The organism is Solidesulfovibrio sp. C21 (assembly GCF_047785625.1).
In the GTDB taxonomy this organism is placed as follows: domain Bacteria; phylum Desulfobacterota; class Desulfovibrionia; order Desulfovibrionales; family Desulfovibrionaceae; genus Solidesulfovibrio.
Genome location: NZ_JBLODY010000054.1, coordinates 1 through 17,996 on the forward strand (window position 1 = coordinate 1; position 17,996 = coordinate 17,996).

At 58.6% G+C, this 17,996-nt stretch carries 19 protein-coding genes; 11 read left to right on the forward strand and 8 right to left on the reverse strand.

Annotation, left to right across the window (positions count from 1 at the left end; translation table 11 throughout):
- Window positions 1–612: 612 nt before the first annotated feature.
- Window positions 613–1,794: an iron-containing alcohol dehydrogenase gene (locus ACMZ6R_RS14725; RefSeq protein WP_416112774.1), complete on the forward strand. Its 1,182-nt coding sequence runs from the start codon at window positions 613–615 to the stop codon at window positions 1,792–1,794.
- Window positions 1,795–2,074: 280 nt separating this feature from the next.
- On the opposite strand, the gene ACMZ6R_RS14730 is transcribed toward ACMZ6R_RS14725, so the two are convergent.
- The 5 genes from ACMZ6R_RS14730 to ACMZ6R_RS14750 form a co-directional block, all read right to left on the reverse strand.
- Window positions 2,075–5,227 carry an efflux RND transporter permease subunit gene (locus ACMZ6R_RS14730; protein ID WP_416112776.1) on the reverse strand — a complete coding sequence of 1,051 codons (3,153 nt, stop codon included), beginning with the start codon at window positions 5,225–5,227 and terminating at the stop codon, window positions 2,075–2,077.
- A complete protein-coding gene (locus ACMZ6R_RS14735; RefSeq protein WP_416112778.1) occupies window positions 5,227–6,447 on the reverse strand; it encodes an efflux RND transporter periplasmic adaptor subunit in 1,221 nt (406 codons plus the stop codon). The genes ACMZ6R_RS14730 and ACMZ6R_RS14735 overlap by 1 nt, the downstream gene beginning before the upstream one ends.
- A gap of 218 nt (window positions 6,448–6,665) precedes the next feature.
- Window positions 6,666–7,262 carry a TetR/AcrR family transcriptional regulator gene (locus ACMZ6R_RS14740; protein ID WP_416112780.1) on the reverse strand — a complete coding sequence of 199 codons (597 nt, stop codon included), beginning with the start codon at window positions 7,260–7,262 and terminating at the stop codon, window positions 6,666–6,668.
- Between the two features lie 226 nt (window positions 7,263–7,488).
- Window positions 7,489–7,854 carry a translation initiation factor Sui1 gene (locus ACMZ6R_RS14745; protein ID WP_416112782.1) on the reverse strand — a complete coding sequence of 122 codons (366 nt, stop codon included), beginning with the start codon at window positions 7,852–7,854 and terminating at the stop codon, window positions 7,489–7,491.
- Between the two features lie 71 nt (window positions 7,855–7,925).
- Window positions 7,926–8,183 (reverse strand): YjhX family toxin, encoded by a 258-nt coding sequence (locus tag ACMZ6R_RS14750; RefSeq protein WP_420884219.1) that lies wholly within the window; start codon window positions 8,181–8,183, stop codon window positions 7,926–7,928.
- A gap of 646 nt (window positions 8,184–8,829) precedes the next feature.
- On the opposite strand from ACMZ6R_RS14750, the gene ACMZ6R_RS14755 reads away from it, so the two are divergent.
- From ACMZ6R_RS14755 to ACMZ6R_RS14800, 10 genes are all read left to right on the forward strand, one after another.
- The gene (locus ACMZ6R_RS14755) at window positions 8,830–9,543 is read left to right on the forward strand and encodes a DUF134 domain-containing protein (RefSeq protein ID WP_416112786.1); all 714 of its coding nucleotides are present in this window, start codon (window positions 8,830–8,832) and stop codon (window positions 9,541–9,543) included.
- Window positions 9,544–9,926: 383 nt separating this feature from the next.
- Complete coding sequence (locus ACMZ6R_RS14760) at window positions 9,927–10,292, forward strand: DUF5320 domain-containing protein (RefSeq protein WP_416112788.1); 366 nt, start codon at window positions 9,927–9,929, stop codon at window positions 10,290–10,292.
- A 74-nt stretch (window positions 10,293–10,366) separates the two neighbouring features.
- Entirely contained in the window at window positions 10,367–10,810 is a 444-nt protein-coding gene (locus tag ACMZ6R_RS14765; protein ID WP_416112790.1) for a CGGC domain-containing protein, read from the forward strand.
- 60 nt (window positions 10,811–10,870) lie between these two features.
- Window positions 10,871–11,599: a Rossmann-like domain-containing protein gene (locus tag ACMZ6R_RS14770; protein ID WP_416112792.1), complete on the forward strand. Its 729-nt coding sequence runs from the start codon at window positions 10,871–10,873 to the stop codon at window positions 11,597–11,599.
- Between the two features lie 44 nt (window positions 11,600–11,643).
- Entirely contained in the window at window positions 11,644–12,375 is a 732-nt protein-coding gene (locus tag ACMZ6R_RS14775) for a Rossmann-like domain-containing protein (protein ID WP_416112794.1), read from the forward strand.
- 82 nt (window positions 12,376–12,457) lie between these two features.
- On the forward strand, window positions 12,458–12,820 hold the full coding sequence (locus tag ACMZ6R_RS14780; protein ID WP_416112796.1) for a CGGC domain-containing protein: 363 nt from the start codon (window positions 12,458–12,460) through the stop codon (window positions 12,818–12,820).
- A gap of 236 nt (window positions 12,821–13,056) precedes the next feature.
- On the forward strand, window positions 13,057–13,407 hold the full coding sequence (locus ACMZ6R_RS14785) for a 4Fe-4S binding protein (protein ID WP_416112828.1): 351 nt from the start codon (window positions 13,057–13,059) through the stop codon (window positions 13,405–13,407).
- Window positions 13,408–13,454: 47 nt separating this feature from the next.
- On the forward strand, window positions 13,455–14,414 hold the full coding sequence (locus ACMZ6R_RS14790; protein WP_416112798.1) for a radical SAM protein: 960 nt from the start codon (window positions 13,455–13,457) through the stop codon (window positions 14,412–14,414).
- A gap of 350 nt (window positions 14,415–14,764) precedes the next feature.
- On the forward strand, window positions 14,765–15,310 hold the full coding sequence (locus ACMZ6R_RS14795) for an RsbRD N-terminal domain-containing protein (RefSeq protein WP_416112800.1): 546 nt from the start codon (window positions 14,765–14,767) through the stop codon (window positions 15,308–15,310).
- A 31-nt stretch (window positions 15,311–15,341) separates the two neighbouring features.
- On the forward strand, window positions 15,342–15,935 hold the full coding sequence (locus ACMZ6R_RS14800) for a GDSL-type esterase/lipase family protein (protein ID WP_416112802.1): 594 nt from the start codon (window positions 15,342–15,344) through the stop codon (window positions 15,933–15,935).
- Window positions 15,936–16,080: 145 nt separating this feature from the next.
- On the opposite strand, the gene ACMZ6R_RS14805 is transcribed toward ACMZ6R_RS14800, so the two are convergent.
- The 3 genes from ACMZ6R_RS14805 to ACMZ6R_RS14815 all read right to left on the reverse strand — a co-directional run bounded on the left by ACMZ6R_RS14805 (window position 16,081) and on the right by ACMZ6R_RS14815 (window position 17,944).
- Window positions 16,081–16,587 (reverse strand): universal stress protein, encoded by a 507-nt coding sequence (locus ACMZ6R_RS14805; protein ID WP_416112804.1) that lies wholly within the window; start codon window positions 16,585–16,587, stop codon window positions 16,081–16,083.
- A 25-nt stretch (window positions 16,588–16,612) separates the two neighbouring features.
- The gene (locus ACMZ6R_RS14810) at window positions 16,613–17,596 is read right to left on the reverse strand and encodes an arsenic resistance protein (RefSeq protein WP_416112806.1); all 984 of its coding nucleotides are present in this window, start codon (window positions 17,594–17,596) and stop codon (window positions 16,613–16,615) included.
- Between the two features lie 129 nt (window positions 17,597–17,725).
- Complete coding sequence (locus ACMZ6R_RS14815; RefSeq protein WP_416112808.1) at window positions 17,726–17,944, reverse strand: hypothetical protein; 219 nt, start codon at window positions 17,942–17,944, stop codon at window positions 17,726–17,728.
- Window positions 17,945–17,996 lie beyond the last annotated feature (52 nt).

The following is a 17,996-nucleotide window of genomic DNA, read 5'->3' on the forward strand; positions in this document are numbered from 1 at the left end:
GCATGTGCGTCTCCTTGTCGGTCCTTGAGGATGGGCCGCTTGTGGTATATGGCCCGGATGTCGCGCGGCGGCGAAGCGCCGGAAAAGGTCGCTCCCTTATACGTGATTGCGCCGTGATTTCAAGCCACCAGTCAGCCAGCCAGCCCACCCGCCAGCCCTCCGGGATCAGCATCCGCTGCTCCCGTCTTCCGGCCACGTCCCCGGTTGTCCACCCCGGTGTTCAGCCTAAAAACATGTCAAGCTGACATGTCCAGTTTCCGGACATGGTTTCCTTCCCCATCGCCATTCTCAAAAACGCATCCATTTGAATTTACATATATAAGTTGACAGGCCAAGCCGCAGGCAAGGATGGTCCGCCTTTTGCTCATGAATCGAGACTGAAGGGAAGGATGTCGCGCACACGCCAGACGCGGCTTTTCGCTGCGATGCACTCTTCGTTGCGGCTTAAGCGGAGGGGTAAACGCTATGCATCGCGACCGGAAAGCGACGGTGCCGCCGGAACGTGACAGCCCTATACAAACGCTTCGCCTCCGGAAAAAGGGGTCATCACAACCGGACGTGAACGCGGCCCTGCAGCAACGACAAACAAAACCACCAACTTCGGAGGACGTCATGGCAGTTCAGGAACAAGTTTACGGTTTCTTCATCCCCAGCGTGACGTTGATCGGCATTGGCGCAGCCAAGCAGATTCCCGATAAGATCAAGGCGCTCGGCGGCAGCAAGCCGCTTCTGGTCACGGACAAGGGCGTCGTGGCCGCCGGCATTTGCAAACAGGTGACCGATCTTCTCGACGCCGCCTCCATGCCCTACGTCATCTATGACGAGACCGTGCCCAACCCCACGGATAAAAACGTCGCCGACGGCGTGGCGATCTACAAGAAAAACGGCTGCGACAGCCTCATCACCCTGGGCGGCGGCTCGTCCCACGACTGCGGCAAGGGCATTGGGCTTCTCATCTCCAACGGCGGCAAGATCCACGACTACGAAGGCATCGACAAGGCCACCAAACCGCTGATGCCCTACCTGGCCGTCAACACCACCGCCGGCACGGGTTCGGAAATGACCCGGTTCGCGGTCATCACCGACACCTCGCGCCACGTGAAGATGGCCATCGCCGACTGGCGCATCACCGCCGGCATCGCCATCGACGACCCGGTGCTCATGGTGGGCATGCCCCCGGCGCTGACCGCCGCCACGGGCATGGACGCCCTGACCCACTCGGTGGAAGCCTACGTCTCCACCATCGCCAACCCCATGACCGACGCCTGTGCCGTGGAGTCGATCAAGCTGGTCTTCAAGTACCTGCGCAAGGCCGTGGCCAACGGCCAGGACCTGGAAGCCCGCGAAGGCATGTGCTTCGCCCAGTACCTCGGCGGCATGGCCTTCAACAACGCGAGCCTCGGCTACGTCCACGCCATGGCCCACCAGCTGGGCGGCTTCTACAACCTGCCCCACGGCGAATGCAACGCGCTGCTTTTGCCCCATGTCGAACAGTTCAACCTGATCGCCAAGGTCGAGAAGTTCGCCGAGATGGCGCGCATCATGGGCGAGAACACGGATGGCATGTCCCCGCGCGACGCGGCTGAACTGTGCCTCAAGGCCATCCGCCAGCTGTCGGCCGACGTCGGCATCCCGGCCACCCTGGTCGAGCTTGGCAAGCGCTACGGCAAGGACGTCAAGGCGGGCGACATTCCGACCATGACCGCCAATGCCCAGAAGGACATCTGCAAGTTCACCAATCCGCGTTGCGCCACGGATAAGGACGTGGCCGCCATTTACACCGGCGCGCTGTAAAAGCCTCCTTCCCGGCGGATTCCGGCGGCTCAACGCCCGGAATCCGCCGGCCACCGCAATGGCCGGCTTTCCGGCCATGCTTCCGACAAAGGGTCCGTCAAAGCGGCAGGCAGCGAACCGCCATGGTGCCAACCAACGGGAGATTCTTGCCAAAGCCCGGACGGGCCCTTTGTCCGGAGCATGCCCCCCCCTCCCCCGCAGACACTCCATCCCCCGCCAAAACAAAAGGCCGGGAGGACCATGTCCTCCCGGCCTTTTGTCGCGTCCTCTGGTGGCGCGATCACGTCTCACTGCTTGTCGACGTGGTTTTCCTGCCCGCGAAGAGGTTGGAAACGACCACGAAGAACAGTGGAATGAAGATGAGGTCGATGAAGGTGGCCGAGAGCATGCCGCCGCAAACGGCGGTGCCGATGGCGTTCATGGCCCCGGCCCCGGCCCCGTTGGCCAACGCCAGAGGCAGGACGCCGAAGAAGAAAGCCAGAGAGGTCATCATCACCGGCCGGAACCGGATCTTGACCGCGCCCAGGGTCGCTTCGACAAGCCCCTCGCCGTGCCCCATGCGTTCCTTGATGAACTGGATGATGAGGATGGCGTTTTTGGTGGACAGGCCCAGGGTGGTGAGAAAGCCGATCTGGAAATACACGTCGTTGGGAAAGCCCCGCCACGACGTGGCCACGATGGCGCCGAGGACGCCAAGCGGCAGCATGAGCATGTTGACGATGGGGATGGTCCAGCTCTCGTAGAGGGCGGCCACGCACAGGAAGATCACGAAGATGGAAAAAGCGTAGAGAATGGGCCCCTGGGCCGTGGCCATGCGTTCCTGATAGGACAGTCCGGTCCAGTCGAAGCCGATGCCCTGGGGCAGCTTGGAGGCGAAGGACTCCATGAGGGCCATGGCCTCGCCGGTGCTGTGCCCGGGGGCCGGCTCGCCCCAGAGGTTGATGGACGGGAAGGCATTGTAGCGTTCGAGCTTGGGCGAGCCGATGGTCCAGCGTCCCGTGGCGAAGGCGGAGACCGGGACCATCTTGCCGGCGTTGTTGCGCACGTAGAGCTTGTTCAAGTCTTTCGGCAGCATGCGAAACGGCGCGTCGGCCTGGACGTAGACCTGCTTGACCCGGCCGCCCTGGATGAAGTTGTTGACGTAGGAACTGCCGAAGGCCGCGGCAATGGTCGTGTGGATGGAGTCGATGGGGACGCCCAGCGCCCCGGCCTTGTCCCAATCCACGTCCAGGTAATATTCCGGCACGTCCTCCATGCCGTTCGGCCGGACCCTGACCAGGCGCGGGTCGTGCCGGGCCATGCCCAGAAGCTGGTTGCGCGCGGCCATGAGCTTGTCATGGCCCAGTCCGCCGTGGTCCTGCAATTCGAAGTCGAAACCGGAGGCCATGCCGAGCTCCACCACCGGCGGCGGCGGGAAGGCATAGACCTGCGCTTCCTTGATCTGGGAAAACGCCCGCATGGCCCGGGCGGCGATGGCCTTGACCTTGAGGTTGTCTCCCGGGCGCTTGTCCCAATCCTTGAGCTTGACGAACCCGAGGGCCATGTTCTGGCCCTGGCCGCCGAAACTGACGCCGGAGATGTCCATGAAGGATTCCACGGCGTCCTTCTCCTGCTCCAGGAAATAGCTCCTGACCTTGTGCATGACAGCCTGGGTCTGCTCCAAAGTGTTGGTGCCCGGCGGCAGCGTGGCCTGGACCGTCAGGATGCCCTGGTCCTCATCCGGAATGTACGAAGTGGGCATGCGGTGGAACAAATAGCCGACCAGGACCACGATGCCGCAGTACAGGATGAGGTAGCGCGAGGCCTTGGCAAAGGAATGGCCCACCAGGCCGACATAGGCGGCCCGGACTGCAAAGAAGATACGATCGAATCCGCGGAAAAAGGGGCGCAGAAAAAAAACCACGTTTTCCGACGGTTCATGACCTTTGGGGACGGGTTTTAAAAACGTCGCGCATAAAACCGGGGTCAAAATCAAGGCCACCACCACCGACAGCAGCATGGAGGCGATGATGGTGATGGAAAACTGGCGGTAGAGCACGCCGGTGGAGCCCTGGAAAAAGGCCATGGGGCCAAAGACCGCCGACAGCACCAGACCGATGCCGATCAGGGCGCTGGTGATCTCGTCCATGGACTTGGCCGTGGCCTCCCGGGGGGAGAGCCCCTCCTCGGACATGATGCGCTCCACGTTTTCCACCACCACGATGGCGTCGTCGACGAGCAGGCCGATGGCCAGCACCATGGCGAACATGGTCAGCATGTTGATGGAGTAGCCGAAGAAGTTGAGCACCGCCAAAGTGCCCATGAGCACCACCGGCACGGCGATGGTCGGGATGAGCGTGGCCCGGATGTTGCCCATGAAAAGGAACATGATCAGGAACACGAGCCCCACCGCCTCGAACAGCGTCTTGACCACCTCGTGGATGGCCACCCTGGTAAACGGCGTGGTGTCGTACGGATAGACCACCTTCATGCCGTGGGGGAAATAACGGCTCATCTCCTCCATCTTGTCTTTGATGGCCTGGGCCGTGGTCAGGGCGTTGGCCCCGGACGCCTGTCGGATGGCCATGGCCGCCGAGGGCTTGCCGTTGTGATAGGCCACCACGTCGGAGCGCTCGGAGCCCAGTTCCGTGCGGCCCACATCCTTGATGCGCACCATGGAGCCGTCCTGGTTGATCCGCAGCGGGATGTCGGCGAACTGCTGGGGCGTCTGGAGCAGGTGCTGCACGATGATGGGGGAATTGAGGTGCTGGCCCGGCACGGCCGGCGCGCCGCCGAACTGGCCGGCGGAGACCTCGACGTTGTAGGCCTTCAGCGCCTTGATGACGTCCCCCATGGTCAGGTTGAAGCTGTGGAGCTTGTCCGGGTCGAGCCAGACGCGCATGGCGTACTGGGTACCGAAGTTTTCCACCTCGCCGACCCCGGGCACACGGGAAAGCACCTTTTCCAAGGTGGACTGGGCATAGTCGCGCAGATCCTCGCCGCTCATGCTGCCGTCCTCGGAGATGAGTCCGACGACGATCAGGTAGTTGCGGGTGGACTTGCTGACCGTGACCCCCGACTGCTGCACCGTTTCGGGCAGGCTGGCCATGGCGAGCTGCAGCTTGTTTTGCACCTTGGACCAGGCGATGTCCGGATCGGTGCCCGGCTTGAAGGTCATCTCCAACCGGGCCTGGCCCGAGGACGAGCTGGAGCCGCTCAAATACAACATGCCGTCGAGGCCGGTCATCTTCTGTTCGATGATCTGGGTGACGGTATTTTCCACCGTCTCGGCCGACGCGCCGGGGTAATAGGCCGTGATCGAAATCGACGGCGGCGCGATGGGCGGATACTGGGCGATGGGCATGCTGTAGATGGCAAGCCCGCCCAGGGAAAGCAGGATGATGGCGATGACCCAGGCAAAGACGGGTCGGTCCAGAAAAAATTTCGAGAGCATTACTTGCCCCCCGCATCCTTTTTCGCAGGTTTGGCATCGGCCTTGGCTGCCGGGGAGTCCCCCTTGGGCTTCTGGTCAAGCTCCGTGGCATTGACCACGGTTCCCGGGCGCAACATCTGCAAGCCCTCGACGATCACCCTGTCGCCCGGGACAAGGCCCTTGGCCACGAGCCAGTCGCTGCCGATGGCCCGATCCAGGGTCAGCATCCGCAGTTCGACCTTGTTTTCCTTGCCGACGATCAGGGCATAGGGCTGCCCCTTGGCGTCCCGGGACACCCCTTGCTGGGGAACGAGGATGGCCTTGGGATTGACGCCTTCGGTGATCATCGCCCGCACGAACATGCCCGGCAGGATCTCGCCCTTGGGATTGGGGAAGATCAGGCGCAGGATGACCGAGCCGGTGGTGGGGTCAACCGTCACGTCGCTGAATTGCAGCGTGCCATCCAAGGGATACGGCGCTCCGTTCTCCAGGATGAGCCGCACCTTTTTATGGTCATTGGCCTTCGGGTTGATGAGGCCGTTCTTGAACCGGGCCTTCATGCGCAGCATCTCGGCCGTGGATTGGGGGACATCCACGTAAAGGGGGTCCAACTGCTGGATGGTGGCCAGGGCGGTGGACTGGTAGGCGGTGACGATGGCCCCGTCGGTCACGCTCGATTTCCCGATGCGGCCGGAAATGGGCGCGGTAACCTTGGTGTAGCCCAGATTGATGCGGGCCGTTTGCACCCGGGCCTCCAGGGAGGTGATGCTGGCCCTCACCTGGTCGAGTTTGGAGGCCGCGTCGTCGTAGTCCTGCTGGCTGAGCGCACTGTTGGCCACCAGGGACTTGTAACGCTCGGCCCGCAACTGCGTTGTCGGCAGCTTGGCCTTGGCCTCGGCCAGGGCGGCCTGGGCGTTGTCGAGCTCGGCCTGGAAGGGGGCGGGGTCGATCTGGTAGAGGACCTGCCCTTCCTTGACGTTGCTGCCCTCCGTAAACAGGCGCTTTTCGATGAGCCCGTTCACGCGCGGCCGGATCTCGGCCACCCGGAAGGCGGAGGTGCGCCCCGACAGTTCCGTGGAGAGCGAAACCTCGTGCGGCGCCAGCGTCACGGTGGACACGGCGGGCATGGGGCGCTGCTGCGGCATGGCCGCCTTGTCGTTGCTGCAACCGACAAGCAGGAAAAGAGAAACACACGCCACGAGCGTCATTTTGTATGAAGAGAAACTTCCAAGGCGCTGCATCAGGGACCTCCGACTGTGCTACTTCATAAGTCGTAACGGGAACGCACGTTATTTATCTCCAACCTTGCCCGGCGATGCTGACAAGCATCCGGGATACCCGTTCGGCAATGGCTGGGCAGAGTCTATCCGGCGAACACACTCGTCTGATTATAATAGTAACAACATTTTTATAAAAGTGCCTGTTGTATCATGAAAAATGATGCGGTTTTAAAATACTATTACAGCAAAGAAGCTGTTTTGGAAAATCGACGAACCTGATCCATAATATGCTTGGCAACAGTTTTTTGTTCGAAATATTCCGACGTTACCCCATTTAAATGTATAGCAATAGCGGAATACTGACAATATCCGATAACAGTACTGGTCAAATAAATCGCTGCCAGTCTCGGATCTGGCGTGTCGATATAATCATCTATAATCCTTATGATTGTATCAAATGATTCTTGAAATATATTTTGCGTCAAAAACTTCAATCGGTCCTTGTCGTCCGTCAGCAATTCCCTGAAAAAGAGCTTCGACAGAACACCATCCTCGAAAAGAAGCGCCACAAACCATGAGATGGCATGTTCCAGGCGCTCTTCCGCATTGGCGCCACTGGCCAGGGCCACCGCCAGGGAATGGCTCCTGCCGATGAACACAAAGGCCAGGACGGACCGGATAAGTTCTTCTTTATCCTTGAAATAATAATACAAATTAGCCTGCGTCATACCGACCGTCGTGGCGATGCGGCGCATGGACACCGCGCTGTATCCCTCGGAAGCGAAAAGCTGGGACGCAACGACAAGAATCTTTTCACGCACATTCGGAGCGGGCATGACACCTCGTCATGTGAACAAGTGATTACTGAACGATCGTTTAAGGACCCTTTCGGGTGGTTTGTCAAGGCCGATTCGACGCCCGTCGCAATTGCCGCGGACGCCGGCGCGGCCGCAACACGCCCTGGCCGTCGGCCAACAACGCCCAAAGCCCCGCGCCGCCGCGCGGTGCAAGGGCCGGGACAACCGCCCCCGCCCCCTTGCGCCGCGAAAACGCAACAGGCTGTTATCCGCCGGCAAGCTTTACGGTATAGCCGAGTTCTTTGAGTGCAAGGGCCAGGGCGTCACGGTGGTCGCCCTGGATTTCGATGACGCCGTCCTTGACGGTCCCGCCTGCCCCGCAACGCTGTTTGAGTTGTTTGGCCAAGGCTTCGAGCGCCTCCGGCGGCAAAGGGACGCCGGTCACGCAGGACACGCCCTTGCCTTTGCGGCCCTTGGTCTGCCGGGATATGCGCACAATGCCGTCGCCTTGGGGCGCGCGTTGCTTCCCGGCGCAGGCGCAGGCCGCCACGGGCCTGCCGCAGCCGGGACACATCTTGCCCGCGTCGGTGGAATAAACGAGACTGGAATTCTGCCTTTTTTGCATGGCCATGGGGAGTCTTCCAAGGCGGCGCGGACCCAAACGAGGCGCGTAAACGGGCCGTTCGGGTCCGCGCCGATGCGTTAACGGTTATCCGGCTGGGACCGTACGGCCTTGAGGCCCGCCAGGCTGATGCGGTACGGCCTGCCCGCTTTCGAAGCAATAAGCCGCTTGCTCTTGAGCCTTATAAAAACAGCCAACGTGCAGTCTGCAAGCACGAGCCCATCGCGGGTATGGCATTCGACAGCTTCAATGCGGCCGAACGCATCGCGATAATGCACGATGTAGCCGCCTTTGGCCAAAACGTGAAGGGTCCTCTGCTCTCGCTTGGAAATGTTCATGTCGGAGATGCTCACTGCGGTAATCCAATGTACAAAACCGGCGGGCATCAACGATGCCGCCGTCCTTTCGCACAAGCTGACAACCAAAGGCCCGGATCAAACGGGGTTTGGTTATCGGATTATCGCAATCTCCAACATGCACCCTCACCAAGCCGTCAGGCTTACAAAACGCAGATGGGATCGGCTAGCAAACACGAAATAGCCGGTCAAGTATTTTATGTACTGATGTGGTCGCGGTAAATTGGACAGTCAGTTAGTGGCGGCCGACAAAGGCCACCTCACCAGCAAGCCGCTGCCGCTCCTCGTGACTTCCTCGGCGTCGCCTTGACCTGCCGGCATTCTGCGGACCTGTCTTTTCGCCGGATGTGCGTATCGGCTGCGACCGCTGCTACGCAATCCGAGACTCGGTCTGCCAACAATACGGCGTGTCATCGCCATGGCCTTGCGCCATAAGCCGCTCGGCTTCGAGGTGTTGGCCGCCGAGGGGGATCGTGGCAAGAGGGGGATGTCGGCCCTTGGCGGCTAACCGATGCGAGCAAGCGGACCGGACATTGTTATGCTCAAATGAGAAAAAAAGACGCAGGGCCCCTTGACCCCGTCCTTTTGGGTATTATTTGCTCTTTTGAGCAAAACAAAGGAGTCCTGCATGCCACGTCCTCGTCTGCGCCGGTGGGTGGCCGGTATCCCCAAGGCTACCTATTTTAAGCCGCAAGGCATTCCACTGTGCGAACTCGTGGAAATCCGGCTTTCCATAGAGGGCCTGGAGGCGTTGCGCTTGGCCGACATGGAAGGTCTGACCACCGAGGCGGCCGCCGTGGGTATGGGGGTTTCCCGGCATACGTTTGGCCGGGTGCTGGCCGAAGCCAGAACCCGTGTGGCTCGGGCCCTGGTTGGCGGCGCGGCGCTTCGCATCGAGGGGGGGCATTATGAAGTGGCGCAAGGTCAGGATGCGGCAAGGCTTCGGGCGGCAAGGCCTGTCGGCGGAGGGTATGTCGTGGCCGTGCCAAGCCAAGGGCCGACGCTGGATTCCCTGGTCGATCCCCGCTTCGACCGGGCCGCTGGATTCACGTTGGTGAATTTGGCGGACATGTCCTTCCAGTACCTGGAAAATACCCGACCGGCCGGTCGCGGAAGGGGTGCCGTGATGCACTTTCTGCGCAACCTGCGCGACGCCGGGGCCCATGCGCTGCTGGCCAGTCCTCCCCATCCTGGATTTCTCAACGCAGTATCCCGGGCCGGCCTTGATTTCATTGAGCACGTGCCCTTGTCCATGGAGGAAACGGTCGGGGAAGCGGCGGGACGACTGGCTGCCGATGCAACCAACAACGAATCGGGGCCTTGTGATGGGCAAGAGGCATGATGAGCCTTCGTGGCGGGAAAAACAGACGCGAGCAAAGGAAATCCCCTTGTAACTGGAGGATATTTTTATGCGGCAAGGTTGTGCGACGCAAAGTGGAAGAGGTGGCCAGGGCCGGTGCGGTCAGGGTCAGGGCAAAGGACAAGGCGGCCAGGGTGGCGGCCGATGCGGCCAAGGCCAGGGCCGCGGCCTCGGGCAAGCCGGCCGCGCGGGCGGTATGCCCGGCAATGCCGGCTCCATGCAAACGGGGACAGACCTGTGCGTATGCCCGCAGTGCGGCCAAACAGCACCGCATACGCCCGGAGTCGCCTGCACCACCATGCGTTGCCCCGCCTGCGGGGCGGCCATGACGAGGCAATAACCCTTTAACCGAAAGGAGATGCATCATGCCACGCGGTGATGGAACAGGACCTAACGGAATGGGGTCCGGGACGGGACGCTCTATGGGCTATTGCTCGGGGGCGAATACGCCCGGGTTTGCCAGTGCCCCGGGTTGGGGCGGACAGCGGCTTGGCTTCGGCCAGGGCGGCTTTGGCCGGGGATGGTTTGGCGGTTTCGGCCGCCGAGGCGGCTTTGGAGGTGCCTGGCGTTCGAATTTCATGGGCGCCGCACCGATCGGGCCCGTCGCAGGCGCGGCCACGCCGGAGATGGAACGGCAATATCTGCGGCAGCAGGCCACGGCCATGGAAAGCTCCCTGGCGGCCATCAAGGCACGTCTGGCCAGGATGGATGAGGCCACCACGCAGGGCTGATGGCGTACGGCCATGACGCGAGACTCCCGCCACCCGTTTCGGGTGACGGGAGTTCCGTCGAAAGGGAAAAACACATGGTCAGCATCGGTATCATCATTTGCGCCCGGTACGGAAATTGTGGGGCCGGCAAATGTTTTCGGGCTCTGCGGGAACGCCGGGGCGAATTCGCCCGCTACGCCGAGGAACAAAGCGTATCCATTGTCGGTTTCGCTTCCTGCGGCGGCTGCCCTGGGGGAAACGTAGAATATGTTCCGGCGGAATTTATCAAAAACGGCGCAACGGTTGTCCATCTGGCCACCGGCTTGGTCGTCGGCTACCCGCCATGCCCCCATCTGAGGCATTTCAAGACGTTTATCGAATCCCAATACAAAGTTCCCGTGGTGGTCGGGACACATCCCATCCCCCACAATTATTTTAACGCGCATCGGAAACTACCGTTTTGGGCGGACAACAACATGGCTGCGACAGCCGAAACCCTCCTGCATGAGTCTGCGGATGTCATGGCCGCTTACGACTGAAAGCGTATTGTACTCGAACATTGAATGTTGCCTTCCTGTACACACCAAAGGAGTGATGCCATGCAACCTGGAACGCTTGAACTTGTCCGGCGCAAGGCCCTGGCCTTGTGGGAGGAACACGACCTGCTTCGCGAACCCATCGCGGTGAAGGCCAGAACGCTGACCGTTCATGAGGCCATAGGCGATCCCGAGGGTGAGGATTTCCCCCTGCAAAAAGGCAAGGAACGGCTTATGGAAGCCGAGTTCCGGGGCGCCAAGGGACAGGCCTTCACCGACCGCTTCGGGGATTTTTCCGGAACATTGGCCGATGTCGCCGCGATGCCGCTGGAAAACAACTTCCGCCGGGCGGTGTTCGTGGCTTCGGTCAACGCCACGGTGCGGGGACTGGGGCTTTGCGATCGCACCATTCATTGCCGCGACAAGGAACCCAATGAATGCGCCGCGAAATTCAGCCGCTACATCAGCGAACGTTTTGGCGACGTCCGTATCACGCAGGTCGGATTCCAGCCCAAGATCATCCAGGCCCTGAGCGAACGGTTTGCCCTGAAAGTGCTTGATCTCGACCCGGACAACATCGGCACGGTCCAATACAACACCGAAATTTTAGGGCCGGACCGGAAGGACGATGCCTTGGCTCGGGCCGATCTGCTCGTGGTTACGGGGTCCACCCTGGCCAACGATACCGTGGGCGCGTTTCTCGATGACCGCCCGATCATCTTTTACGGCACGACCATCGCCGGCGCGGCGGCACTCATGGGCTGGGAACGGTTTTGCGCCAAGGCCCTTTGAGCTTTTGCCCCCCTTCCGGGAACAAACAAGCACAAGGAACGTTCATGACATTGCTTGAAGAACTCACATGCGTGCTCGACTACGATTGTCCGGTCATGGATATTCGCCAGGGCGTATTTCATACCGCAGTGGTCACCCGGCGTTGCGGGCTGGCCGCGACGTTGCCCAAGGATGCCTTGCGCCAAGAGCCGCCCCTTGTGGCGGAACCAGGTTTCCTTCTGGAAAAAACCGCCGAGGAACTTGTCTCCCTGGTGCATTCGCAAAGCCTGCTGGAAGCGGCCATTGGCATGGCCACCATCAATTCCCTCCTGCCCGTGGACGAGTCCGTCATGGTGGAGCGCAATGCCGGAGACATCCTCCTGGAAAAGGGGACCGAAAAAAACGTGGCGGTCATCGGCCATTTTCCCTTCCTTCCCAAGGTCCGACAACAGGCCGCCAACCTCTGGGTTCTGGAAAACAATCCCCATGAAGGCGATTTCGGCCCCGAACAGGCTGAAGAGTTCCTGCCACAGGCCGATGTCGTTGCCATCACCGGCACCTCCATCACCAACCATACGTTTGACGGGCTCATCCGCCTGTGCCGGCCCGACGCATTCGTGCTCATGCTGGGAGATTCGGTGCCGTTCACGCCGTTGCTGTTCGATCACAGGGTCGATGCCTTGTGCGGCACCGTGGTTTCTGAACCAGACAAGGTACTTCGCTGCGTCAGCCAGGGTGGAAATTACAGACAGATACGAGGCGTCAAGCGGCTGACTATTTTCAAACACCAACAATGACCCTGGAGCATTGCATCGACAATCGATGATTGTCGCAAGGAGTGTGGCATGACCAAAATTGGATTGATCCGTTGCGAGAAGAATGAAACGACGTGCCCCCACCGGCTGTCTTTCCTGCCTTGCCAGTGGTTCCCAAGGTTTTGCGGGGATCGACCATCCTGAACTTGTCGGCGTCATGACTTGTCACTGCCCCGGGGATCGTTCTGTCGCGTTGGCAAAAATATTGAAATCAAAAGGCGCGGAAGTTCTTCATTGGTGTACATGTACGTTTGCGCACAAGGAAGAAGGGAAATGGGTCAACCGAAACGGTTATTGTGACAACATAGACGATTTGCTGTCTCACATCTCCCGCGAAGCCGGTATCCCTTGTGTAAAAGGCACGGCGCACCTCCCAGGAGAATACCGTCCTGAACAATTTTTTGCAGGGAACACATGCAATGACTAAGCGTGCCATAGCAACACCGTCCTCAGGCATGGCGCAAAACCACGACCAGGGCATCAATGAAGCTGACGTCCTGGCCGCAATTTCAAAGCAAGGAGATTTTTCGTGGAACGTCTGAACAAGCACTCACAACGAGGTCCGGCTTTCTTTCGGCCCAAGCCAGACGCAGGGTTGTCCCTGCCCGACTGGAGGGCGCTATGAATGGCGGACAGGGCAAACACGGCGGTGGACGGCGGGGAATGCAATCCCGGACTGGGCTCCGGTCCCGGCCCGGGGGAGGAATCTGCCGCAGAGGCGTCACTTTCGCGCGGGACTTCGTCCCCGGCCGGCAACCTTACCTTGAATCGAAAAGCAACGGGCAGACCGGATCCGCGGTGGACGCCCCTGTTGCCGATCAGAAACGGCAAGGGAAGAAAAGACCGATGGTCAACAAGGAATTGTGTAGTGGTTGTGGAACGTGCGTCGACGCATGCCCCATGGGTGCGATTTCCTTGTCCGGCGGCAAAGCGGTGATCGACACCGAACACTGCGTCAAGTGCGGGGTTTGTGTCTTTTCTTGTCCTCAAAAAGCAATCACGCTTATTGAGTAAAAAGCGCCCCGATTAATTTGTCACCTTCCGCAACCAGAGAAACGCACATGAACACTGCCAAAACAACCTATGTTTATGGGCCAGTCCCCTCGCGTCGCTTAGGCCGATCGTTAGGGGTTGATCTTGTTCCGTATAAAACATGCAGCTATGACTGCATATATTGCCAACTCGGACGGACGACAAGAAAGACTGTTGCCAGAAAAGAATACGCCCCGATTGGAAACATCATTAAATCTGTCAAGGAACGATTGGCTGAATCGGTAAGGCCTGATTATATAACGCTTGCCGGATCAGGAGAACCAACACTACATAGCGGCCTTGGTGAGATAATTACAAGACTTAAAGGAATCACCGACATTCCTCTCGCTGTCATTACAAACGGTTCATTACTTTGGGATCATACAGTACGCCAGAATCTTCAGGATGCGGATATCGTATTGCCATCACTGGATGCGGGGGACGAGGTTGTTTTTGAACTGATCAACCGCCCTCACCGATCCATTTCGTTTTCCAAGATGGTCGATGGCATCACAACATTTGTACGGGAATTCCACGGTCAGGTCTGGCTTGAAATAATGCTTCTCGCTGAAATCAACAGCACAGAAAGCGCGATCGAAAACATCGCTGCGCTCACTCGGCAAATCAACCCAGCGAGATTGCAGCTCAATAGTGTTTTCCGCCCGGGAGCCGAAACATATGCCACCTGCCTCTCACGCAAACGCCTAGAGGAAATAGCGTCTTTTTTCTCCGGTGAAGTTGATATTGTCAGCGAACCAATTCAAAATAATGAAGTAATATCTCCTGTTCCAGATGGAAACAATACGGCTGTTCTTTCTCTTCTTGAACGACGCCCCTGTACCATTGCTGATATTGCGACCGGACTTAGCCTTCATCCCACGGAAGTCGTAAAGTTAATTGACAAACTCCTGCATGACAAAAAGGTATGCACAACAAAAAAAGGTGATCTGCTTTTTTATAAGCTATGGAGATATGCAAATAATGTGTGATGAAAATACACACCTTTGCAAAATCGCCATCATCGTCAAAGACAAGGCACACAAATAAGGGGGAAATTTTATGCTTCGTCCCTGAAGCAAAGGTCACTGCCGCGTTTGACATACTTCGTGAAGATCCGCTCTGTTCTGGTGCCGTTCGTATCGGGGCGGTCACAGACGCTCATCCTGGGAAAGTGGTGCTCAAAACAGGTCTTGGAGGACGTCGGTTTCTTGGAAAGCTCGAAGGGGAACAACTGCCACGCATTTGCTGAACAGAAGCGGATTCTCCGAATCCGACATCCTCGCATGTACTGGCAACATGGCGTCATTATACGTCAAACTTCATTCCTAAAGGAGGAAATGTGCAGAACACACTGACATTGATCGACTATTTCCAACAAGAGAAAAAAGTCATATTCGATCAATGGTTTGATTTGATTATGGCGACATATTCTGAATTGACAGCACAATTATGGAAAACCAATAACGATCCATTTACTAACCCAGTTCGGTACCATTTTGAAATTGGCATGCACGGCATACTGAACGCCCTTGCAGGCGGGAATTCTGTCCAGGAAATGAAGGGAATTGCACCGCTGCTCGACGAAATTGTCCGGATACGCGCAATACAGGATTTTACACCATCCCAGGCTACGTCTTTTATTTATTTACTTAAAAAAGCTATCCGTGAATCGCTTTGGATGATTATTAAAGAAAACAATTTATTCAAGGAACTTTTTGTGCTTGAATCAAATATTGATTGCATTGCACAAAAAATTTTCGATATATACAGTGCGTGCAGGGAGAAAATCTTTGATCTCCGTATTGATCAGATAAAAAAACAATATGATCGCCTTCTGTTAAGAGCGAATATCCCTTCCCCTGGAGCCATGTGGCATCTGTCATAGTACATGCCTTGCGCCCCATACAGAAAGCAGTATGCGTATCATTTTTGTCGGCGATTCGTTGACGCTTGGCGTTGGCGACCCGGCCTATCTTGGCTGGGTGGGACGTCTTTGCTCCAGCACGCCATTGGCTGGTCTGGCATTGACCGTCTATAATCTTGGTGTCTGTTCGGAAAATAGTCTCAATATCAAGGCTCGCCTGCATCGGGAACTACCGATGCGTCTGCTGCCACGTCATGAGGCAAAAATTGTACTTTCATTTGGGGTCAATGATGCCAAGATGGAAAATGGTCGCCGAAAGCTTTCCCTGACGCAGTCTTTGGAAGCCTGTCGTGCTATTCTTGCGCAGGCCACATCTTTAGTTCCGGTGCTGTTCATAGGCCCACCCCCCGTACTCTACTCCGCCCATCTGGCGCGAGTGGAAGAGCTTTCCGATGCTTTCGCTCAGATTTCTCAGGAAATGTGCGTCCCGTATTTAGAGATGTGCCGAGCGTTAACTCGCGAACCCGTGTATTTTGACAGCGTAAACGCCGTCGGGGACGGTTATCATCCTGGGACAGCCGGGTATGACACTATCGCACAACGTGTGCTCAGTTGGGACGCTTGGCAGGCGTTGTTTTGGCAGTAGAGTCAGATACCCCCGGCAAAGTCGGGGGTATCTGACTTGCGGCGCGCTGTTGCCCCGGTGGCAAAAACGTCTGATCCCGGGGCTGACCCTGGCTTGGCGTTGGCCGGCATGGGACAGAGGCCCATTTTCGCGCGTTACGTCGCGATCATTCATCAGGCAATGGGACCACGAGAACCGGAATCCTGCTGCTCCTGATCGTCTGCTGGGCGACGCTGCCAAGGACCATGCCGAGCAGCCGGCCATGGCCGTGCGTCCCCATGACGACAAGCTCGTATCCGCCTTTTTGGGCTTCCTGAAGAATTTGCTCCGCAGGGTCGCCGCAGACGATCTTGACTTCAGCTTCGGCGAAATGGCGCGCGGAGCGCTCGGAAGAAAAGTCCTCTGCGGCCAGCGCTTCCAGCCGCTGTCGCATCGCCTTGCCCGCACGGGCGTACTCGCCTTGGTTAATCCAATGCGCGCCGTCTTCGCCAAAGGCCTGCTCGAGATCCATGCCCGCCTGTTCGCTGAAAAGCTCCAGCGGATCGGGGAGGACATGCAACACGGTCACGGCAGCGTCGAAACGTTCCTCGAACGCCGCCACGTGGCGCAGCGCTTGGCGGGCCGTTGCGGACAAATCCGTCGCATACAATATTTTTCGGTATTGCGGCAGCATGGCTTCCTCCATACGGATTGATGTGTTAGGCGGTCACGGGCTTCCCGGCGGACGCGCCGAAAAACCGGTCGGTTAAACGCACATACCACGCTGCGGACTGCACCTGGATGATGTAGGCCGCCGCCACCACGAGGGCGGCGTCAGCCCCCTGCTCCCCGAAAGCGTTCATGGCGACGGCGAGCGCGATGGAGAGGTTGCGCATCACGGAACCGTACACCATGGCGATGGCGTCGCCGCGAGCCAGAAAGCGCCTGCCCACCAAGGTGCTCAAGGTGAAATTGACGGCGTACAGCAGCACGAGCGGGACGAGGATGGTCAGCAACACTTCCGGGGACTGCATGATGGTCCTGGCCTTGAGCGCCAGGGCCACGAACACGATGCCAAGAACCCCGAGGGTGGAAAGCGGGGGAAAACGTGGTCCGAACCGTTTCTGAAACGTCTCCTGGCCATACTTGCGCACGAGCAGGCGCTGGGTCGCGTACCCCAGGGCCATGGGCAGAAACACGATAATGCCTATCTGCAGAAATACCGCCGCCATATCGACCTCAATGGCCGTTCCCATCAGCGCCCGCACATAAAGCGGCGTGGCCAGCGAACCCACGACAAGGCCGATAACCGTCATCTTCACGGCGGCGGCGACGTTTCCCTTGGCAAAGCCGGTCCAGGAAATGGTCATGCCGCTGGTGGGCAAAAGCCCGGCCAGCAACAGGCCGAGCGCCATAAACGGCCGTTGCGCGAAAAAGACCTGGCCGATGCCCCAGGCAAGGAAGGGGATGACGGCGAAATTCACGGTCTGGGCGAGAGCCTGCGCCTTGACGTCGCCGCCCTGGAAGACCTGTCGCACCTTGAGCGTCACCATCATGGGGTACACCATGAGGAAGGTGAACGGGATGATCAGGTCGCGCAGCCAGCGGACGTCGGCGGACAGGCCGAAAAGAAAACCCAACACCATGGTGGCCGGGATGGCCAGAATGAGATTCTTGGAAATTTTCTGCAAGATATACGTCATGCGACACCTCCATGAAATCTGTACAACGTTGAATGCTGGAACATTGTGGCGGGCGGCTAGGTCTGTGAAGATTTTTTCGTCTACGTCCACACAAAGACGGACAGTGCCTTTTTTCCGGCCATATGGCTGCTAGTCATTCTCCGAGGCGGCAAGCTCGGTTTCAAGGCAATCCGGGTCGGAGCAGCACGGCGCATCTTCGACTTTGTAGACGGCGACGCCGTGCCGCTCCGGCTCCAGGACAAACCGCTTGCCGCAAGACGCACACTCGGCATAGATTGGCGTATAGCCGCCTGGATGGACAACTGTTTGATTTTCATGGCAATACGGGCATAGGATTTCGTATCTCATAGCTGGAGACCTCCTTGCTTGTTGACCGCACTATGCACCACGCGCGGCTGCC